16 protein-coding genes are annotated in these 16,686 nt (G+C 62.6%); 7 read left to right on the top strand and 9 right to left on the bottom strand.

The annotated features are described in order from the left end of the window. Positions 1-2: 2 nt before the first annotated feature. Together glyS and glyQ are read right to left on the bottom strand one after the other, a co-directional pair. Positions 3-2,057: a glycine--tRNA ligase subunit beta gene (gene glyS / locus BM110_RS23430; protein ID WP_071490895.1), complete on the bottom strand. Its 2,055-nt coding sequence runs from the start codon at positions 2,055-2,057 to the stop codon at positions 3-5. Beyond that, complete coding sequence (gene glyQ / locus BM110_RS23435; RefSeq protein WP_003187265.1) at positions 2,054-3,007, bottom strand: glycine--tRNA ligase subunit alpha; 954 nt, start codon at positions 3,005-3,007, stop codon at positions 2,054-2,056. Before glyQ ends, glyS begins: the two co-directional genes overlap by 4 nt. Before the next feature lie 81 nt (positions 3,008-3,088). On the opposite strand from glyQ, the gene BM110_RS23440 reads away from it, so the two are divergent. Then, complete coding sequence (locus BM110_RS23440; protein WP_071490896.1) at positions 3,089-3,646, top strand: DNA-3-methyladenine glycosylase I; 558 nt, start codon at positions 3,089-3,091, stop codon at positions 3,644-3,646. 40 nt (positions 3,647-3,686) lie between these two features. After that, positions 3,687-4,574: a lysophospholipid acyltransferase gene (locus BM110_RS23445; protein ID WP_093514260.1), complete on the top strand. Its 888-nt coding sequence runs from the start codon at positions 3,687-3,689 to the stop codon at positions 4,572-4,574. A 123-nt stretch (positions 4,575-4,697) separates the two neighbouring features. Here the strand turns inward: BM110_RS23445 and BM110_RS23450 are convergent, their stop codons facing one another. The 5 genes from BM110_RS23450 to def all read right to left on the bottom strand — a co-directional run bounded on the left by BM110_RS23450 (position 4,698) and on the right by def (position 9,257). After that, positions 4,698-5,009, bottom strand: a complete 312-nt coding sequence (locus tag BM110_RS23450; RefSeq protein ID WP_093514261.1) for a hypothetical protein — start codon at positions 5,007-5,009, stop codon at positions 4,698-4,700. Between the two features lie 18 nt (positions 5,010-5,027). Further along, positions 5,028-6,401, bottom strand: coding sequence for a Trk system potassium transporter TrkA (gene trkA, locus BM110_RS23455; protein ID WP_071490899.1), 1,374 nt, complete (start codon positions 6,399-6,401; stop codon positions 5,028-5,030). Between the two features lie 22 nt (positions 6,402-6,423). Continuing rightward, the gene (gene rsmB / locus BM110_RS23460; RefSeq protein ID WP_092241493.1) at positions 6,424-7,734 is read right to left on the bottom strand and encodes a 16S rRNA (cytosine(967)-C(5))-methyltransferase RsmB; all 1,311 of its coding nucleotides are present in this window, start codon (positions 7,732-7,734) and stop codon (positions 6,424-6,426) included. Beyond that, complete coding sequence (gene fmt, locus BM110_RS23465) at positions 7,731-8,681, bottom strand: methionyl-tRNA formyltransferase (protein ID WP_092241492.1); 951 nt, start codon at positions 8,679-8,681, stop codon at positions 7,731-7,733. The genes rsmB and fmt overlap by 4 nt, the downstream gene beginning before the upstream one ends. 69 nt (positions 8,682-8,750) lie before the next feature. After that, positions 8,751-9,257, bottom strand: a complete 507-nt coding sequence (gene def, locus BM110_RS23470) for a peptide deformylase (RefSeq protein WP_029290229.1) — start codon at positions 9,255-9,257, stop codon at positions 8,751-8,753. A gap of 135 nt (positions 9,258-9,392) precedes the next feature. Between def and BM110_RS23475 the strand changes: the two genes are divergently transcribed. The 3 genes from BM110_RS23475 (at position 9,393) to BM110_RS23485 (ending at position 11,939) form a co-directional block, all read left to right on the top strand. Further along, positions 9,393-10,169: a peptidoglycan-binding protein gene (locus BM110_RS23475; RefSeq protein WP_093514262.1), complete on the top strand. Its 777-nt coding sequence runs from the start codon at positions 9,393-9,395 to the stop codon at positions 10,167-10,169. 63 nt (positions 10,170-10,232) lie between these two features. Beyond that, the gene (gene dprA / locus BM110_RS23480) at positions 10,233-11,327 is read left to right on the top strand and encodes a DNA-processing protein DprA (RefSeq protein ID WP_093120190.1); all 1,095 of its coding nucleotides are present in this window, start codon (positions 10,233-10,235) and stop codon (positions 11,325-11,327) included. A gap of 54 nt (positions 11,328-11,381) precedes the next feature. Further along, a complete protein-coding gene (locus BM110_RS23485; RefSeq protein WP_071490904.1) occupies positions 11,382-11,939 on the top strand; it encodes an L-threonylcarbamoyladenylate synthase type 1 TsaC in 558 nt (185 codons plus the stop codon). 130 nt (positions 11,940-12,069) lie between these two features. On the opposite strand, the gene BM110_RS23490 is transcribed toward BM110_RS23485, so the two are convergent. Further along, positions 12,070-13,047: a quinone oxidoreductase family protein gene (locus BM110_RS23490; protein WP_093514263.1), complete on the bottom strand. Its 978-nt coding sequence runs from the start codon at positions 13,045-13,047 to the stop codon at positions 12,070-12,072. Between the two features lie 159 nt (positions 13,048-13,206). Here BM110_RS23490 and hemF point away from each other — a divergent pair, with 159 nt between their 5' ends. Continuing rightward, the gene (gene hemF, locus BM110_RS23495) at positions 13,207-14,139 is read left to right on the top strand and encodes an oxygen-dependent coproporphyrinogen oxidase (protein WP_092241486.1); all 933 of its coding nucleotides are present in this window, start codon (positions 13,207-13,209) and stop codon (positions 14,137-14,139) included. After that, positions 14,139-14,957, top strand: a complete 819-nt coding sequence (gene aroE, locus BM110_RS23500) for a shikimate dehydrogenase (protein WP_092241484.1) — start codon at positions 14,139-14,141, stop codon at positions 14,955-14,957. Before hemF ends, aroE begins: the two co-directional genes overlap by 1 nt. Positions 14,958-15,071: 114 nt before the next feature. On the opposite strand, the gene BM110_RS23505 is transcribed toward aroE, so the two are convergent. Beyond that, positions 15,072-16,640: a SulP family inorganic anion transporter gene (locus BM110_RS23505; protein WP_093120894.1), complete on the bottom strand. Its 1,569-nt coding sequence runs from the start codon at positions 16,638-16,640 to the stop codon at positions 15,072-15,074. Positions 16,641-16,686: the final 46 nt, after the last annotated feature.

The raw sequence follows: 16,686 nt of genomic DNA on the forward strand, positions 1-16,686 counted from the left end.
GGTCAGCTCAGCGTCGAAATGTCAGCGATGTTGACGAACAAGCCACGCAGGCGCGCCAGCATGGCGTAGCGGTTTTTCCGCACGCCGGCATCGTCGGCATTGATCATCACCGCTTCGAAGAACGCATCCACCGGCTCACGCAAGGTGGCCAGGCGCGCCAATGCTTCGGCGTAGTTGCGCTCAGCGATCAGCGGCTTCACCGCGTTTTCCGCCTTGGCGATGGCCGAGTTCAGCGAGAACTCCTTGGCATCGGCAAACAGGCCAGGGTCGACGTCAGCGTTGCCCAGGCCTTCGGCCTTGCTCAGCAGGTTCGACACACGCTTGTTCACGGCGGCCAGGGCGTCGGCTTCCGGCAGTTTGCGGAACGCCTGCACGGCTTGTACGCGCTGGTCGAAGTCCAGCGCCGAACCCGGCTGCAGGGCACGTACCGACAGGTACACCGACACGTCCACGCCTTCGTCTTCGTAACGCGCACGCAGGCGGTCGAACACAAACTCCAGCACTTGCTCGGCCAGGCCGGCCTGTTTGACCTTGGCACCGAACTGGCCGACCGCGAACACCACGGCCTGGGTCAGGTCGAGGTCCAGCTTTTTGTCGATCAGGATACGCAGCACGCCCAGGGCCGCACGGCGCAGGGCATACGGGTCTTTGCTGCCGGTTGGCAACATGCCGATACCGAAGATACCCACCAGGGTGTCCAGCTTGTCGGCGATGGCCACGGCTGCACCGGTCAGGGTGCTTGGCAATTCAGCGCCGGCACCGCGCGGCATGTACTGCTCGTTCAGGGCCAGTGCCACGTCGTCCGGCTCGCCGTCGTTGAGGGCGTAGTAGTAACCGGCTACGCCTTGCATCTCCGGGAACTCGCCGACCATCTCGGTGGCCAGGTCGCACTTGGACAGCAGGCCAGCGCGGGCAGCCCAGGCGGAGTCACCACCAATGCGCGGCGCAATGTAGGCGGCCAGCTTGGAAACCCGCACAGCTTTGTCGTAGACGCTGCCGAGTTTTTCCTGGAACACCACGTTCTGCAGGCGCAGGTTGAAGTCTTCCAGCTTCTGTTTCTTGTCTTGCTTGAAGAAGAACTCGGCGTCGGTCAGGCGCGGGCGCACGACTTTCTCGTTACCGGCGATGATCTGCTGCGGGTCCTTGCTCTCGATGTTGGCCACGGTGATAAAGCGCGGCAGCAATTTGCCGTCCACGTCCAGCAGGCAGAAGTACTTCTGGTTGTCCTGCATGGTGGTGATCAGGGCTTCCTGCGGCACGTCGAGGAAACGCTCCTCGAACGAGCACACCAGCGGCACCGGCCATTCAACCAGCGCGGTCACTTCGTCGAGCAGGCTTGGCGGCACGATGGCGGTGCCCTCCTGCAGGCGGGCCAGTTCTTCGGTGCGCTTGCTGATCAGCTCGCGACGCTCGTTGGCATCAGCCAGCACATAGGCAGCGCGCAGATCGTTGAGGTAGTTGGCCGGCGAAGTGATACGTACCGCTTGCGGATGATGGAAGCGGTGGCCACGGGAGTCACGGCCGGCCTTCTGGGCGAGGATGGTGCAGTCGATGACCTGGTCACCGAGCAGCATCACCAGCCATTGGGTTGGGCGTACGAACTCTTCCTTGCGTGCACCCCAGCGCATACGCTTGGGGATCGGCAGGTCGTTCAACGAATCTTCGACGATGGTTGGCAGCAGGCTGGCGGTCGGCTTGCCCGTGATGACCTGGCTGAACCGCAGTTTCGGGCCGCTCTGGTCGATCTCACTCAGTTCCACGCCACACTTCTTGGCGAAACCCAGGGCAGCCTGGGTCGGGTTGCCTTCGGCGTCGAAAGCGGCCTGGCGCGGTGGGCCGTCGAGGTTGATGCTGCGGTCCGGCTGCTGGGTTTCCAGTGCGGTCAGCAACACGGCCAGGCGGCGCGGCGCGGCGTAGACTTTTTTCGCGGCGAACTTCAGGCCGGCGGTTTGCAGGCCCTTTTCGATACCGGCCAGGAACGCATCGGCCAGGGTGTTCAGTGCCTTGGGTGGCAGCTCTTCGGTGCCCAGTTCAACCAGGAAATCTTGAACACTCATTGTGCAGCCTCCAGCTTAGCCAACACTTCATCACGCAGGTCCGGGGTGGCCATCGGGAAGCCCAGCTTGGCGCGAGCCAGCAGGTAGGCTTGGGCGACGGAACGCGCCAGGGTGCGTACACGCAGGATGTATTGCTGGCGCGCGGTTACCGAGATGGCACGGCGCGCGTCCAGCAGGTTGAAGGTATGGGAGGCCTTCAACACCATTTCATAGCTTGGCAACGGCAGCGGCTGGTCGAGCTCGATCAGGCGCTTGGCTTCGCTTTCGTAGAAATCGAACAGTTCGAACAGCTTGTCGACGTTGGCGTGTTCGAAGTTGTAGGTGGACTGCTCCACTTCGTTCTGGTGGAACACGTCGCCGTAGGTGACCTTGCCGAACGGGCCGTCAGCCCACACCAGGTCGTAGACCGAGTCCACGCCCTGCAGGTACATGGCCAGGCGCTCGAGACCGTAGGTGATCTCGCCGGTCACCGGGTAGCACTCGATACCACCGGCCTGCTGGAAGTAAGTGAACTGCGTCACTTCCATGCCGTTGAGCCAGACTTCCCAGCCCAGGCCCCAGGCGCCCAGGGTCGGCGATTCCCAGTTGTCTTCGACGAAACGGATGTCGTGGACCAATGGGTCCAGGCCCACATGCTTGAGCGAGCCCAGGTAGAGTTCCTGGAAGTTGTCCGGGTTCGGCTTCAATACCACCTGGAACTGGTAGTAGTGCTGCAGACGGTTCGGGTTTTCGCCGTAGCGGCCGTCAGTCGGGCGACGACTGGGCTGCACATAAGCGGCGTTCCAGGTTTCCGGGCCGATGGCCCGCAGGAATGTAGCGGTGTGGAAAGTGCCGGCGCCTACTTCCATATCGTAGGGCTGAAGTACCACACAACCTTGCTCGGCCCAGTATTGCTGGAGGGCGAGGATCAAGTCTTGGAAGGTACGCACGGCTGGCGTAGGCTGGCTCACGAAATTCACCTGTTACTTGGGCTGCGATTTAAAGAGCGGGAGTATACCCGATTCGGCCCCGCCACCACTCCCTGGAGCCTTATGCCACGCTGCTTTTGGTGTTCTGAAGATCCGCTGTACATGGCTTATCACGATCAGGAGTGGGGAACGCCGCTGCGCGATGCGCAGGGTTTGTTCGAGTTGCTTTTGCTCGAAGGGTTCCAGGCGGGCCTGTCCTGGATCACCGTTTTACGCAAACGCGAGCATTATCGGAAGGTCTTGTTCGGGTTTGATGCGCAGCGCTTGGCCCAACTGAGCGACGCCGAGATAGACGCGCTGATGCTCGATCCGGGCATCGTGCGCAACCGCCTGAAGCTCAACGCCACTCGGCGCAACGCCGCTGCCTGGCTGGCGCTGGAGGACCCGGTGGGTTTGCTCTGGTCCTTCGTCGGCGGCAAACCCAAGGTCAATCACTTCAAGGACCGCAGCGAAGTCCCGGCGATCACGCCCGAAGCCGAAGCCATGAGCAAGGCCCTGAAAAAAGCCGGTTTCACCTTCGTCGGGCCGACCATTTGCTACGCCTTCATGCAGGCCTCGGGCATGGTCATGGACCACACTCAGGATTGCGACCGTTACGCGGACTTGGCCAACGCCGGTTAGAATGCGCGCTTTGCGCACCACACACGATCAGGAGTGACCTGTGGAAAAGTTTAAAGGCGCCTTGCTGGTAGGCGCTCTGCGGTTGTTTGCCCTGCTGCCCTGGCGCGCTGTCCAGGCGGTTGGCACGGCCATCGGCTGGATCATGTGGAAAACCCCCAACCGCTCCCGTGACACGGTGCGGATCAACCTCTCCAAGTGCTTCCCGGACATGGAGCCGGCTGCCCGTGAGCGCCTGGTCGGCCAGAGCCTGATGGACATCGGCAAGTCCCTCACCGAAAGCGCCTGCGCCTGGATCTGGCCGGCCCAGCGCTCCATCGACCTGGTACGTGAAGTCGAAGGCCTGGAAGTGCTGCACGAAGCCCTGGCCTCGGGCAAAGGCGTGGTCGGCATCACCAGCCATCTGGGCAACTGGGAAGTGCTCAACCACTTCTATTGCAGCCAGTGCAAGCCGATCATTTTCTACCGCCCGCCCAAGCTCAAGGCGGTGGATGAACTGCTGCGCAAGCAGCGCGTGCAACTGGGTAACCGCGTGGCCGCGTCGACCAAGGAAGGCATCCTCAGCGTGATCAAGGAAGTGCGCAAGGGCGGCCAGGTGGGGATTCCCGCCGACCCGGAGCCGGCCGAATCCGCCGGGATCTTCGTGCCCTTCTTCGCCACCCAGGCGCTCACCAGCAAGTTCGTTCCGAACATGCTTGCTGGCCACAAGGCGGTGGGCGTGTTCCTGCATGCACTGCGGCTGCCGGATGGCTCGGGCTACAAGGTGATTCTGGAAGCGGCGCCGGAAGACATGTACAGCACCGATACCGCCACGTCCTGCGCGGCGATGAGCAAGGTGGTGGAACGTTACGTCGGTGCCTACCCGAGCCAGTACATGTGGAGCATGAAGCGCTTCAAGAAACGCCCGCCGGGTGAAGAGCGCTGGTACTGATTCAAGATCAACGCAAAACCAATGTGGGAGGGGGCTTGCCCCCGATAGCGGTTGCTCAGTCAAATATGTATCGACTGACACACTGCCATCGGGGGCAAGCCCCCTCCCACATTTAAGTCCTGCTCAGGCTTGGCGATCGAGTTTTTTCAGGAACACGGTCATCTCTTTCTCTGCCTGCTTGTCGCCCTGAGCAAGCGCCGCTTCTATCCCCTTCTCCCACGCCAGCCGCGCCGCTGCACGATCTTCCAACCCCAACAGCGCCTTGCCCAACAACTTCCACGCCGCCGAATACTTCGGGTCGAACTCGACGCACTTGCTCAAATGCTCCGCCGCCTTGGCGTTGTCCTTCAGATCCAGATAACCCTTGCCCAAGCCAAACCGCAGCAGCGCGTTATCCACACCCTTGGCGAGCATTTTCTCTAGGGATTCGAGCATGCCGTTCACTCCATTCGATCAGAAAAAGCTCAACCCCACGTGGAACAGCTTCTCCACATCGCGGATATGTTTCTTGTCCACCAGGAACAGAATCACATGGTCCCCGGTTTGGATCACCGTATCGTCGTGGGCAATGATCACCTCTTCGTCACGGATGATCGCGCCAATGGTGGTACCCGGCGGCAAGCCGATATCGCGGATGGCCTTGCCGATCACCTTGCTCGACTTGGAGTCGCCATGGGCAATCGCCTCGATGGCTTCCGCCGCACCACGGCGCAGGGAGTGCACGCTGACGATATCGCCACGGCGTACGTGGGCGAGCAAGGTGCCGATGGTGGCCAGTTGCGGGCTGATGGCGATGTCGATATCACCGCCCTGGATCAGGTCCACGTAGGCCGGGTTGTTGATGATGGTCATCACCTTCTTTGCGCCCAGCCGCTTGGCCAGCAACGACGACATGATGTTGGCTTCGTCATCGTTGGTCAGTGCCAGGAAGATGTCGGCGTCGGCGATGTTTTCTTCCATCAGCAGGTCGCGGTCCGAGGCGCTGCCTTGCAGTACGACGGTGCTGTCCAGGGTGTCGGACAAATGCCGGCAACGTGCCGGGCTCATCTCGATGATCTTGACCTGGTAGCGGCTTTCGATGGCTTCGGCCAGACGCTCACCGATCTGCCCACCGCCGGCGATGACGATGCGCTTGTAGGTCTCATCGAGACGGCGCATTTCGCTCATCACCGCGCGAATATTCGCCTTGGCGGCGATGAAAAACACTTCGTCGTCGGCCTCGATCACCGTATCGCCCTGGGGCAGGATCGGACGGTCACGCCGGAAAATCGCCGCGACGCGGGTTTCCACATTCGGCATATGCTCGCGCAACTGGCGCAGTTGCTGGCCCACCAGCGGGCCGCCGTAGTAGGCCTTTACCGCGACCAGTTGCGCCTTGCCGCCGGCAAAGTCGATCACTTGCAGAGCACCCGGGATTTCGATCAGGCGCTTGATGTAGTGGGTTACCACCTGCTCCGGACTGATCAGTACGTCTACCGGAATCGCATCGTTGTCGAACAGCCCGGCGCGAGTCAGGTAAGCCGCTTCGCGTACGCGGGCGATCTTGGTCGGCGTGTGGAACAGGGTGTGGGCCACCTGGCAGGCGACCATGTTGGTTTCGTCACTGTTGGTCACGGCCACCAGCATGTCGGCGTCATCCGCACCGGCCTGGCGCAGCACGGTCGGGAACGAGGCGCGGCCTTGGACGGTGCGGATGTCGAGGCGGTCGCCGAGGTTGCGCAGGCGCTCGCTGTCGGTGTCGACCACGGTGATGTCGTTGGCTTCGCTGGCCAAATGTTCGGCCAAGGTGCCACCAACCTGCCCTGCCCCAAGGATGATGATTTTCATCCGGTCACTCCCTTTAACCCGTTCAGCCGCGCGCGGCGGCGATCTTGATCAGTTTGGCGTAGTAGAAGCCATCGTGTCCGCCTTCTTGCGCGAGCAACTGGCGGCCGTGGGGCTGCTTGATGCCAGCGGCGGTGGCGAGGTCCAGCTCCCGTGCACCGCTGGTGCGGGCGAGGAAGGCTTCGATCACCTCGGTGTTTTCCGTCGGCAAGGTGGAGCAGGTGGCGTAGAGCAGGATGCCGCCGACTTCCAGGGTCGGCCACATCGCGTCGAGCAACTCGCCCTGCAGCACGGCCAGGGCGGCGATGTCATCGGGTTGGCGGGTGAGCTTGATGTCCGGGTGGCGACGGATTACGCCGGTGGCGGAACAGGGTGCATCGAGCAGGATGCGCTGGAAGGGTTTGCCGTCCCACCACGTAGCGGTGTCACGGCCGTCGGCGGCAATCAGCTCGGCGCTGAGGCCCAGGCGCGCCAGGTTTTCACGCACGCGCACCAGGCGCTTGGCTTCCAGGTCGACGGCGACGACACCGGCCAAGTCCTTTTCGACCTCCAGAATGTGACACGTCTTACCGCCTGGCGCGCAGCAGGCGTCGAGGACGCGTTGGCCCGGTGCCAGGTCGAGCAGGTCGGCAGCCAGTTGTGCGGCCTCGTCCTGCACGCTGATCCAGCCTTCGGCAAAGCCCGGCAGGTTGCGCACATCGGTGGCCGCTTCGAGCACGATGCCGTCGACGCTGTACACGCAGGGCGTGGCATTGATGCCGGCGGTAGTGAGCAATTGCAGGTAGGCATCACGGCTGTGGTGACGGCGGTTGACCCGCAGGATCATCGGCGGATGCGCATTGTTAGCCGCGCAGATGGCTTCCCACTGTTCGGGCCAGAACGCCTTCAGGGATTTTTGCAGCCAGCGCGGGTGAGCGGTACGCACCACCGGGTCATGTTCCAGCTCGGCCAGCAGCGCTTCGCTTTCGCGCTGGGCGCGGCGCAGCACGGCGTTGAGCAGAGCCTTGGCCCAGGGCTTTTTCAGTTTGTCGGCGCAACCGACCGTCTCGCCGATGGCTGCGTGGGCCGGCACACGGGTGTAGAGCAACTGATAGAGGCCCACCAGCAGCAGCGCTTCCACATCGGCATCGGCGGCCTTGAACGGCTTCTGCAGCAACTTGGTCGCCAGTGCCGACAGGCGTGGCTGCCAGCGCGCGGTGCCGAAGGCCAGGTCCTGGGTGAAACCGCGATCGCGGTCTTCGACCTTGTCCAACTGGGTCGGCAATGAACTGTTCAGCGACGCCTTGCCGTTGAGGACGGCGGCGAGAGCCTTGGCGGCAGCCAGACGTGGGTTCATTGGGCTGTCCCGAGGATGGTGCCTACAGCAAATTTCTCACGACGGCTGTTGAACAAATCACTGAAATTAAGCGCCTTGCCACCCGGCAATTGCAGACGGGTCAGGCACAGCGCCTGCTCGCCGCATGCGACCAGCAGGCCGTCCTTGCTGGCGCCGATGATTTCACCTGGAGCGCCTTTGCCCTCGGCGAGTTTGGCGGCCAACACTTTTACGGCTTCGCCATTGAGGGTGCTGTGGCAGACCGGCCAGGGGTTGAAGGCGCGTACCAGGCGTTCCAGCTCCACGGCCGGGCGGCTCCAGTCGATACGCGCTTCGTCTTTGTTCAGTTTGTGGGCGTAGGTGGCCAGGCTGTCGTCTTGGACTTCACCCTCCAGGGTGCCGGCGGCCAGGCCGGCGATGGCCTGGATCACGGCGGGCGGGCCCAGTTCGGCGAGGCGGTCGTGCAGGCTGCCGCCGGTGTCTTCGCCGGTGATCGGGGTGGTGACCTTGAGCAGCATCGGGCCGGTGTCCAAGCCCGCCTCCATGCGCATCACGGTTACGCCGCTTTCGCTGTCGCCGGCTTCCACGGCACGTTGGATCGGCGCCGCACCGCGCCAGCGTGGCAGCAGCGAGGCATGGCTGTTGATGCAGCCCAGGCGCGGGATATCCAGCACCACTTGCGGCAGGATCAAGCCGTAGGCTACGACCACCAACAGGTCAGGCTTCAGTGCTGCCAGCTCGGCTTGGGCTTCGGTATTACGCAGGGTCGGCGGCTGCAGCACGGGAATATTGTGCTCCAGCGCCAGCTGCTTGACCGGGCTTGGCATCAGTTTTTGCCCGCGACCGGCCGGGCGATCCGGCTGGGTGTACACCGCGACGATGTCATAAGGGCTGGCAAGCAGGGCCTTGAGGTGTTCGGCGGCGAATTCTGGAGTGCCGGCAAAAACAATGCGCAGTGGCTCGGTCATGGGAGGTCTCGGTTAAAAGCAGTCACAAAAGAAAAAGGCTTGCCGCAGCAAGCCTTTGGAAGAAGGGCATCAAGCTTGCTGGCGGTGCTTTTTTTCCAGCTTCTTCTTGATCCGGTCGCGCTTGAGCGTGGACAGGTAATCGACAAACAGCTTGCCGTTGAGGTGGTCGCATTCGTGCTGGATGCACACCGCCAGCAGGCCTTCGGCAATCAGCTCGAACGGCTTGCCGTCGCGGTCCAGGGCCTTGATCTTCACGCGCAGCGGGCGCTCGACGTTCTCGTAGAACTCGGGCACCGACAGGCAGCCTTCCTGGTACTCGCCCATCTCGTCGGTCAGCGGTTCGAACTCGGGGTTGATGTACACCATCGGTTCGCTGCGATCTTCCGACAGGTCCATGACCACGACGCGCAGGTGTACGTTGACCTGGGTCGCGGCGAGGCCGATGCCCGGGGCTTCATACATTGTTTCAAACATGTCATCGACCAACTGACGAACCTTGTCGTCCACTACGGCCACCGGCTTGGCGATCGTGCGCAAACGCGAGTCGGGAAATTCGAGGATGTTCAAAATAGCCATAAGCGTAATTGCTGCACATGTGAGGTAAAGGCAAATCGGCGTTGGGATGGACCCAGACAGCCGGTGTGAAACGCCCCGAAGCCGCGAAGGCCCTGGCATTTCACGCGAACGCACATAATAAAGGAGATTCACCCCATGAGGAAATCGCTACTCGTCTTGCTGCTGTGGGCCCCGTTTGCCATGGCCCTGCTGCCCCAGCCCGTCCAGCGCCTGGATCAATCGACACAACAGGCCATCCAGCGCTTTTTACTGCACAACCGCATTCTTGATTCGCCACAGGACCTGGACAGCGCGCCGTACATTGTTGCCGCTGATGCGGGTCGAGTGCTGGGGGGCAACGGTGAGCGGGTGCATGCCAGGGGCAACCTGGATCCTTCCCAACCCCATTACGGAATATTCCGACGCGGCAAGGTCTACACCGACCCGCAGACCCAAGAACTACTGGGCATCAACGCCGACGATATCGGCACTGCCCGTTTCGTCACGGCTGGCGACCTCACCACCCTGGCCGTGCAGCGAGTGACCCAGGAGGTGCGCCCGGGTGACCGCCTGCTACGTGCGCAATCTCCTGTCGATCCGGCCACCCTTGAGGTCATTTCAACGGCACCCTTCATCGAAGGGCACATCATCGATATCCCCAAGGGTGTCACCCAGATCGGCGTGCTCGATGCTGTCACCCTGAACAAAGGCCGCCGTGACGGCCTGGTCGAAGGCCAACTGCTCAGCGTGATCAAGGCTGGCGCCACCGTGCGCGACAGCCTCACCGGCACGCCGACCAGACTCCCCGATGAACGTGCCGGCACCCTGCTGGTATTTCGCACCTACGAAAAGCTCAGCTACGGCCTGATCCTCAATGCCTCGCGACCGCTGGCGGTGATGGACCGTTTCGAGACTGCGCATCAAACACAATGAATAGGTTGCTAAATAAGTTACCAACAGAGTTATCCACAGCTTGTTCCGGTCAAGGATGATCAAATGAATCCGATAAACAGTCATGAAATATCCCCGTCAGAACTGGAAGCCCGACTACGCTTGCACAGGCTGCCGGAACTGGGCCCCAAGCGTTTTCGCTTATTGATCGAAGCGTTCGGCTCTGCGTCAAAGGCCATCAGTGCTCCCGCCAGTGCCTGGCGTTCGCTAGGGTTGCCGGCCATCAGCGCCGATGCCCGGCGCAGCCATGAAATCCGCGAGGGCGCCAGCGCGGCATTGGCCTGGCTGGGGTGCCCTACCCAGCATTTGCTGATGTGGGACCAACCGGAGTACCCCGCACTGCTCGCCCAGATTGACGACGCGCCGCCGCTGTTGTTCGTCGCGGGTGACCCTCTGATCCTGGAAAAACCGCAACTGGCGATGGTGGGAAGCCGCCGCGCATCCCGTCCTGGCATGGACACCGCCGCTGCATTTTCCCGCAGCCTGGCGAGCGCGGGTTTTGTCATCACCAGCGGCCTGGCCTTGGGTATTGACGGCGCCGCCCATCAAGCCGCATTGGACGTGGGCGGCCAGACAATCGGCGTCCTCGGCACAGGGCTCGAAAATTTTTATCCACAGCGCCACCGACGGCTGGCGGCGGCGATGATTGACCAGGGCAGCGCCGTGGTTTCCGAGTTTCCGCTGGACGCCCCGCCTCAGGCCGGCAACTTTCCCAGGCGTAACCGCATCATCAGCGGGCTGTCCCTTGGCGTATTGGTGGTGGAGGCGAGCATGGCCAGTGGTTCGCTGATTACGGCTAAGCTGGCGGCCGAGCAGGGACGCGAGGTGTACGCGATTCCGGGCTCCATCCATCATCCCGGCGCCAAGGGTTGCCATCAGTTGATTCGCGACGGTGCGGTATTGGTGGAGACCATCGAGCACATTCTTGAAGGCTTGCGCGGCTGGCAGGCGCTGTCCCGTCCGGCGCCGATGCCGGTGACCCATCCGCTGGTAGCGCTGCTGCACGCGGCGCCGCACACCAGTGAAGCGCTTGCGATTGCCAGCGGGCGGCCGTTGTCCCAGGTGTTGGCGACGCTTACGGAGCTGGAGCTTGAAGGCCAGGTCATCTGCGAAAGCGGGCGCTGGCTTGCGCGCTGCTAGGTTTTGTAACGAAGATCGGTAAACTGCGCAGAGCTTTAGTCTGGAGAGTGAACAATGGTCAACCGGTGGCGTGTGCTGGAAACCGCACGAGAAATTCGCGCAGGCGCAGTGATTGCCTACCCAACCGAAGCGGTTTGGGGCCTGGGCTGCGACCCGTGGAACGAAGAAGCAGTGGACCGTTTGCTCGCCATCAAGAATCGCTCGGTGGACAAGGGCCTGATCCTGGTGGCGGACAGCATCCGCCAGTTCGACTTTCTCTTCGAAGACTTCCCGCAGGAATGGATCGACCGCATGGCCGCCACCTGGCCCGGGCCGAATACCTGGCTGGTGCCCCATCAGGACTTGCTGCCGGAATGGGTGACAGGTGTGCATGACACGGTGGCGCTGCGGGTGACTGACCATCCGCTGGTGCGGGATTTGTGCTCACTGGTAGGGCCGTTGATTTCCACCTCGGCCAACCCTCAGGGTCGCCCGGCGGCGCGTACGCGGATTCGCGTGGAGCAATACTTCCGTGGCCAGGTGGACCTGGTGTTGGGTGGCGCCCTGGGTGGGCGCAAGAACCCCAGCCTGATTCGTGACCTGGTGACCGGCGAGGTTGTGCGGCCTTCCTGAGACCGAGGGCGGCCATCGCGGGCAAGCCCGGCTCCCACACCTGATCCGCGTCTTTCATGACAACGCGGTCAAGTGTGGGAGCCGGGCTTGCCCGCGATGAGGCCCTTACAGACTCCAGATATCGGTTGCCTTACGGCAGCAGAATGGTCGACCCCGTCGTGCGCCGTGCCGACAACTCAGTCTGCGCCTTGGCTGCCTCTGCCAGCGAGTACCGCTGGTTGATATCAATGCGCACCTTGCCGCTCTTGATCATCGAGAACAGGTCATCGGCCATCGCCTGCAGGTTCTGCGGGTTGTTGGCATAGGTCGCCAAGGTCGGCCGGGTGACGTACAGCGAACCCTTGGCCGACAGGATCCCCAGGTTCACTCCATCCACCGCGCCCGACGCATTGCCGAAACTCACCACCAGCCCGCGGGGCGCTACGCTGTCCAGCGAGGTCAGCCAGGTGTCCTTGCCGACGCCGTCATACACCACTGGGACTTTTTTGCCGTCGGTCAACTCCAGCACGCGCTGGGCGACGTTTTCCTTGCTGTAGTCGATGGTTTCCCAGGCACCGAGGGATTTGGCCAGGGCGGCCTTTTCCGGCGAGCTCACCGTACCGATCAGCTTGACGCCCAGGGCCTTCGCCCACTGGCACGCCAGGGAGCCTACGCCGCCGGCAGCTGCGTGGAACAAGATGGTTTCACCGCCTTTGAGTTCATAGGTCTGTCGCAGCAGATACTGCACGGTCAGGCCCTTGAGCATGGCACCGGCGGCCTGTTCGAAGCTGATATCGTCCGGCAGGTGCACCAGGTTGGCGGCGGGCAACACATGCAGTTGGCTGTAGGCGCCCAGCGGGCCACTGCCGTAGGCCACGCGATCGCCGACTTTGAATTGGCTGACTTCACTGCCGACGGCATCGACCACGCCGGCGCCTTCTGCGCCCAGCCCCGATGGCAAGGCCGGCGGCGCGTACAGGCCGCTGCGGAAATAGGTGTCGATGAAGTTCAGGCCGATCGCCTCGTTACGCACGCGAACCTGCTGCGGGCCAGGCTCGGCCGGCGTGTAGTCCACATACTCAAGCACTTCGGGGCCGCCATGGGCGCTGAACTGGATACGTTTGGCCATCTGCACTTCTCCTGGGTTCGAATCGCGTAGCCCCCTATCGGACTCCTAAGCTTGATCTTCGTCAACTGCGACGCACATGGGTGCGGTGTTATCCTGTGCGCCCATTTGCCGCCGACGCCCAATGGCCTCGCGTAGCTTTGCCCGATTCAAGGTGATGCCATGACTACCCGCACCGAGGCTGTAAAGGCCTACCTGCTTGACCTGCAAGACCGCATTTGCAGCGCCCTGGAAACCTTCGAGACGGACACTCGCTTTATCGAAGACGCCTGGACCCGGCCTGCCGGCGGCGGCGGTCGCACCCGTGTGATCGAGAACGGTACGGTGATCGAAAAAGGCGGCGTTAACTTTTCCCATGTGTTTGGCAGCGGCCTCCCTCCTTCTGCCAGTGCGCATCGGCCCGAGCTGGCCGGTCGCGGTTTCGAGGCCCTGGGCGTGTCGCTGGTGATCCACCCGCACAATCCTCATGTGCCGACGTCCCACGCCAACGTGCGGTTTTTCATCGCAGAAAAAGAAGGCGAAGAACCGGTGTGGTGGTTCGGCGGTGGCTTCGACCTCACGCCTTACTACGGCAACGAAGAAGACTGCATCCACTGGCACCGGGTGGCCGAGCAGGCCTGTGCGCCGTTCGGTCCTGACGTGTATTCGCGCTACAAAGCCTGGTGCGACACTTACTTCCACATCAAGCACCGCAACGAACCGCGCGGTATCGGCGGCCTGTTTTTCGATGACCTGAACGAGTGGGGCTTCGACACCTGCTTCGCCTTCATCCGTGCCATCGGCGATGCCTACCTCGACGCCTACCTGCCGATCGTGCAGCGCCGCAAGGCCATCGCCTACACCGAGCAACAGCGCGAATTCCAGGAATTCCGCCGAGGCCGCTACGTTGAATTCAACCTGGTCTACGACCGTGGCACCTTGTTCGGGTTGCAATCGGGCGGGCGTACCGAGTCGATCCTGATGTCGCTGCCGCCGCAAGTGCGCTGGAGCTACGACTGGAAGGCCGAGGCCGGCAGCGAAGAAGCACGCCTCACCGACTACTTCCTGCAAGACCGTGACTGGCTTGGCCTTGACGCACCCAAGGCGGCTGTCTGATGGACCGTTATGTCGTCTTCGGCAACCCCATCGGCCACAGCAAGTCGCCGCTGATCCACCGCATGTTCGCCGAGCAGACCGGCGAGCAACTGGACTACAGCACACTGCTGGCGCCCTTGGATGATTTCACCGGCTGTGCCCGTGAGTTCTTTCTGCAGGGCCGTGGCGCCAATGTCACCGTGCCGTTCAAGGAAGACGCCTACCGACTGGCCGACACCCTGACCGAGCGCGCCCAACGTGCCGGTGCGGTGAATACCTTGAGCAAGCTGGCAGACGGCAGCCTGTTGGGCGACAACACCGATGGCGCCGGCCTGGTGCGCGATCTCACCATCAACGCCGGGCTGAGCCTGCAAGGCAAACGCATCCTGCTGCTGGGCGCGGGTGGTGCGGTGCGTGGCGCGCTGGAACCGTTGCTGGCCGAGCAGCCGGGCTCGCTGATCATCGCCAACCGCACCGTGGAAAAGGCCGAATTGCTCGCCGAGCTGTTCGACGACCTGGGCCCGGTATCTGCCAGCGGTTTCGACTGGCTGCGTGAGCCGGTGGACGTGATCATCAACGCCACGTCCGCCAGCCTGTCAGGCGATGTACCGCCGATTGCGGGTAGCCTGATCGAGCCGGGCAAGACCTTTTGCTACGACATGATGTACGCCAAGGAACCGACCGCGTTCTGCCGTTGGGCGACGGAGCACGGTGCAGCGGTGGCGATGGATGGCCTGGGCATGCTGGTGGAACAGGCGGCGGAAGCCTTCTACCTGTGGCGCGGCGTGCGCCCGGATTCGGCGCCTGTATTGGCTGAACTTCGCCGCCAGTTGATCTGACACTGATCCAAATGTGGGAGGGGGCTTGCCCCCGATGAGGGAGTGTCAGTTGATACATCCATGGCTGACACACCGCTATCGGGGGCAAGCCCCCTTCCACATTGTTGATCGTTTTCAGTCTTGGAACTGGATGGGGCAATTGTCGGCCCCTTCCAGCTTTCTCAACTCTTCCACCACCTGCGGCCTGGCCCGGCGCAGCGTCAAACTGCGGCCCAGCCCACGCAAGCGCCGAGCCTCCTGGTGCAGCATCTCCACCCCTGAATAGTCGATAAAGTTGATCTGCTGCGCCTCGATCACCACCCGCTCGCCCTGCAGGCTTTGCAGACGCACTTGCAGGTAATGGCTGGCGCCGAAAAAGATCGAGCCGCCCACGCGCAGCACATCCTCATCGCCATCTCGCCACTGTTGTACCCGTGGCTGGGAGGTGCGCTTGAGGTAGAAAAACAGCGACGCCAGCACCCCTGCATAAATGGCGGTTTGCAGCTCCAGCAACAAGGTGGCCACACACGTCAAGCTCATCACCACAAACTCGGCGCGACTGACGCGGAACAGCGCACGAATGCCGCGACGGTCCACCAGCCCCCAACTGATCAGCAAGATGCTCGCGGCCATGCTCGGGATCGGGATATGGGCGATCAGGGCCGCGCCAAATAACGCGAACAACGCCACCCATAACGCGGAAAACACCCCGGCCAACGGCGAGCAGGCGCCCGCCTCGTAGCTGAGGCCGGAACGTGTGAACGAGCCGGCTGACAGGTAGCCGGAGAAAAATCCGCCCACGATATTGGATAGACCCTGTGCACGGACTTCCTGGTTGGCGTCGAGCAATTGCTGTGAGCGCGCCGACAACGAGCGGGCAATCGACAGGCTGGTCACCAACCCGAGCATGCCCACCGCCACGGCGCTCGGCAGCAGGCGCAGGAGCATGTCCAGGTCCATCGGCAACGGGCTGAACGGCGGCAGTTTGCCCACAAACGAACTGACCAGCGCTACGTGCCCGAACATCGCTGGCCACAGCCACGCCACCAGGCTGCCCAGTGCCAGCGCAATCAACAGCGTTGGCCAGCGAGGCACCAGGTACTTGAGCAGCGCGCCGACCAGCAACGTGCCAAACCCCAGTAAGAGGGACGCGTGGTCCCATTCGCCGCTGTGATGAATCAGTGCCAACAAGCTATTGATGGCGGTGGCCTGGCTTGGCAGATCCAGCCCCATCAGGTTGGGCAACTGGCCGAGGGCGATCACCACGGCGGCACCCAAGGTGAACCCGAGCACCACCGAGTGCGATACAAAATTTACCAACGCGCCGAAGCGCAGCATGCCCAACAGCCACTGGAAAACGCCGGCGAGGAAGGTCAGCAGCAGGATCAGGGTGATGTAGTCCTGTGACCCCGGCACGGCCAATGGACTGACGCTGGCGTACAGCACAATGGAAATCGCCGCCGTGGGCCCGCAGATCAAGTGCCAGGACGAACCCCAGAGGCAAGCGATCAGTACCGGGATGATCGCGGCGTACAGGCCGTACTCGGGTGGGAGACCGGCAATCAGCGCGTAGGCAATCGACTGTGGCAGGGCGAGGACTGCGCCACTGAGGCCGACGATTGCATCCCGGCCGACGCTGGCACGGGTTTGGCGCGGGAGCCAGCTGAGGAAGGGAAAGAGTGTGTGGCGGTTGGGCCGGGGCATCGCGGACTCGGATCGGAAGGTTTGCATCAGAGTATCAGTACACACA

Origin of the sequence: Pseudomonas sp. NFPP28 (genome assembly GCF_900115535.1) — a bacterium.
GTDB lineage: Bacteria > Pseudomonadota > Gammaproteobacteria > Pseudomonadales > Pseudomonadaceae > Aquipseudomonas > Aquipseudomonas extremorientalis.

Excerpts from the sequence above, each read along its gene's own strand:
- glyS (WP_071490895.1), bottom strand. The coding sequence starts at position 2,057 with ATGAGTGTTCAAGATTTCCTGGTTGAACTGGGCACCGAAGAGCTGCCA.
- BM110_RS23440 (WP_071490896.1), top strand. The coding sequence starts at position 3,089 with ATGCCACGCTGCTTTTGGTGTTCTGAAGATCCGCTGTACATGGCTTAT.
- BM110_RS23450 (WP_093514261.1), bottom strand. The coding sequence starts at position 5,009 with ATGCTCGAATCCCTAGAGAAAATGCTCGCCAAGGGTGTGGATAACGCG.
- trkA (WP_071490899.1), bottom strand. The coding sequence starts at position 6,401 with ATGAAAATCATCATCCTTGGGGCAGGGCAGGTTGGTGGCACCTTGGCC.
- rsmB (WP_092241493.1), bottom strand. The coding sequence starts at position 7,734 with ATGAACCCACGTCTGGCTGCCGCCAAGGCTCTCGCCGCCGTCCTCAAC.
- fmt (WP_092241492.1), bottom strand. The coding sequence starts at position 8,681 with ATGACCGAGCCACTGCGCATTGTTTTTGCCGGCACTCCAGAATTCGCC.
- def (WP_029290229.1), bottom strand. The coding sequence starts at position 9,257 with ATGGCTATTTTGAACATCCTCGAATTTCCCGACTCGCGTTTGCGCACG.
- BM110_RS23475 (WP_093514262.1), top strand. The coding sequence starts at position 9,393 with ATGAGGAAATCGCTACTCGTCTTGCTGCTGTGGGCCCCGTTTGCCATG.
- dprA (WP_093120190.1), top strand. The coding sequence starts at position 10,233 with ATGAATCCGATAAACAGTCATGAAATATCCCCGTCAGAACTGGAAGCC.
- BM110_RS23485 (WP_071490904.1), top strand. The coding sequence starts at position 11,382 with ATGGTCAACCGGTGGCGTGTGCTGGAAACCGCACGAGAAATTCGCGCA.
- BM110_RS23490 (WP_093514263.1), bottom strand. The coding sequence starts at position 13,047 with ATGGCCAAACGTATCCAGTTCAGCGCCCATGGCGGCCCCGAAGTGCTT.
- hemF (WP_092241486.1), top strand. The coding sequence starts at position 13,207 with ATGACTACCCGCACCGAGGCTGTAAAGGCCTACCTGCTTGACCTGCAA.
- aroE (WP_092241484.1), top strand. The coding sequence starts at position 14,139 with ATGGACCGTTATGTCGTCTTCGGCAACCCCATCGGCCACAGCAAGTCG.
- BM110_RS23505 (WP_093120894.1), bottom strand. The coding sequence starts at position 16,640 with ATGCCCCGGCCCAACCGCCACACACTCTTTCCCTTCCTCAGCTGGCTC.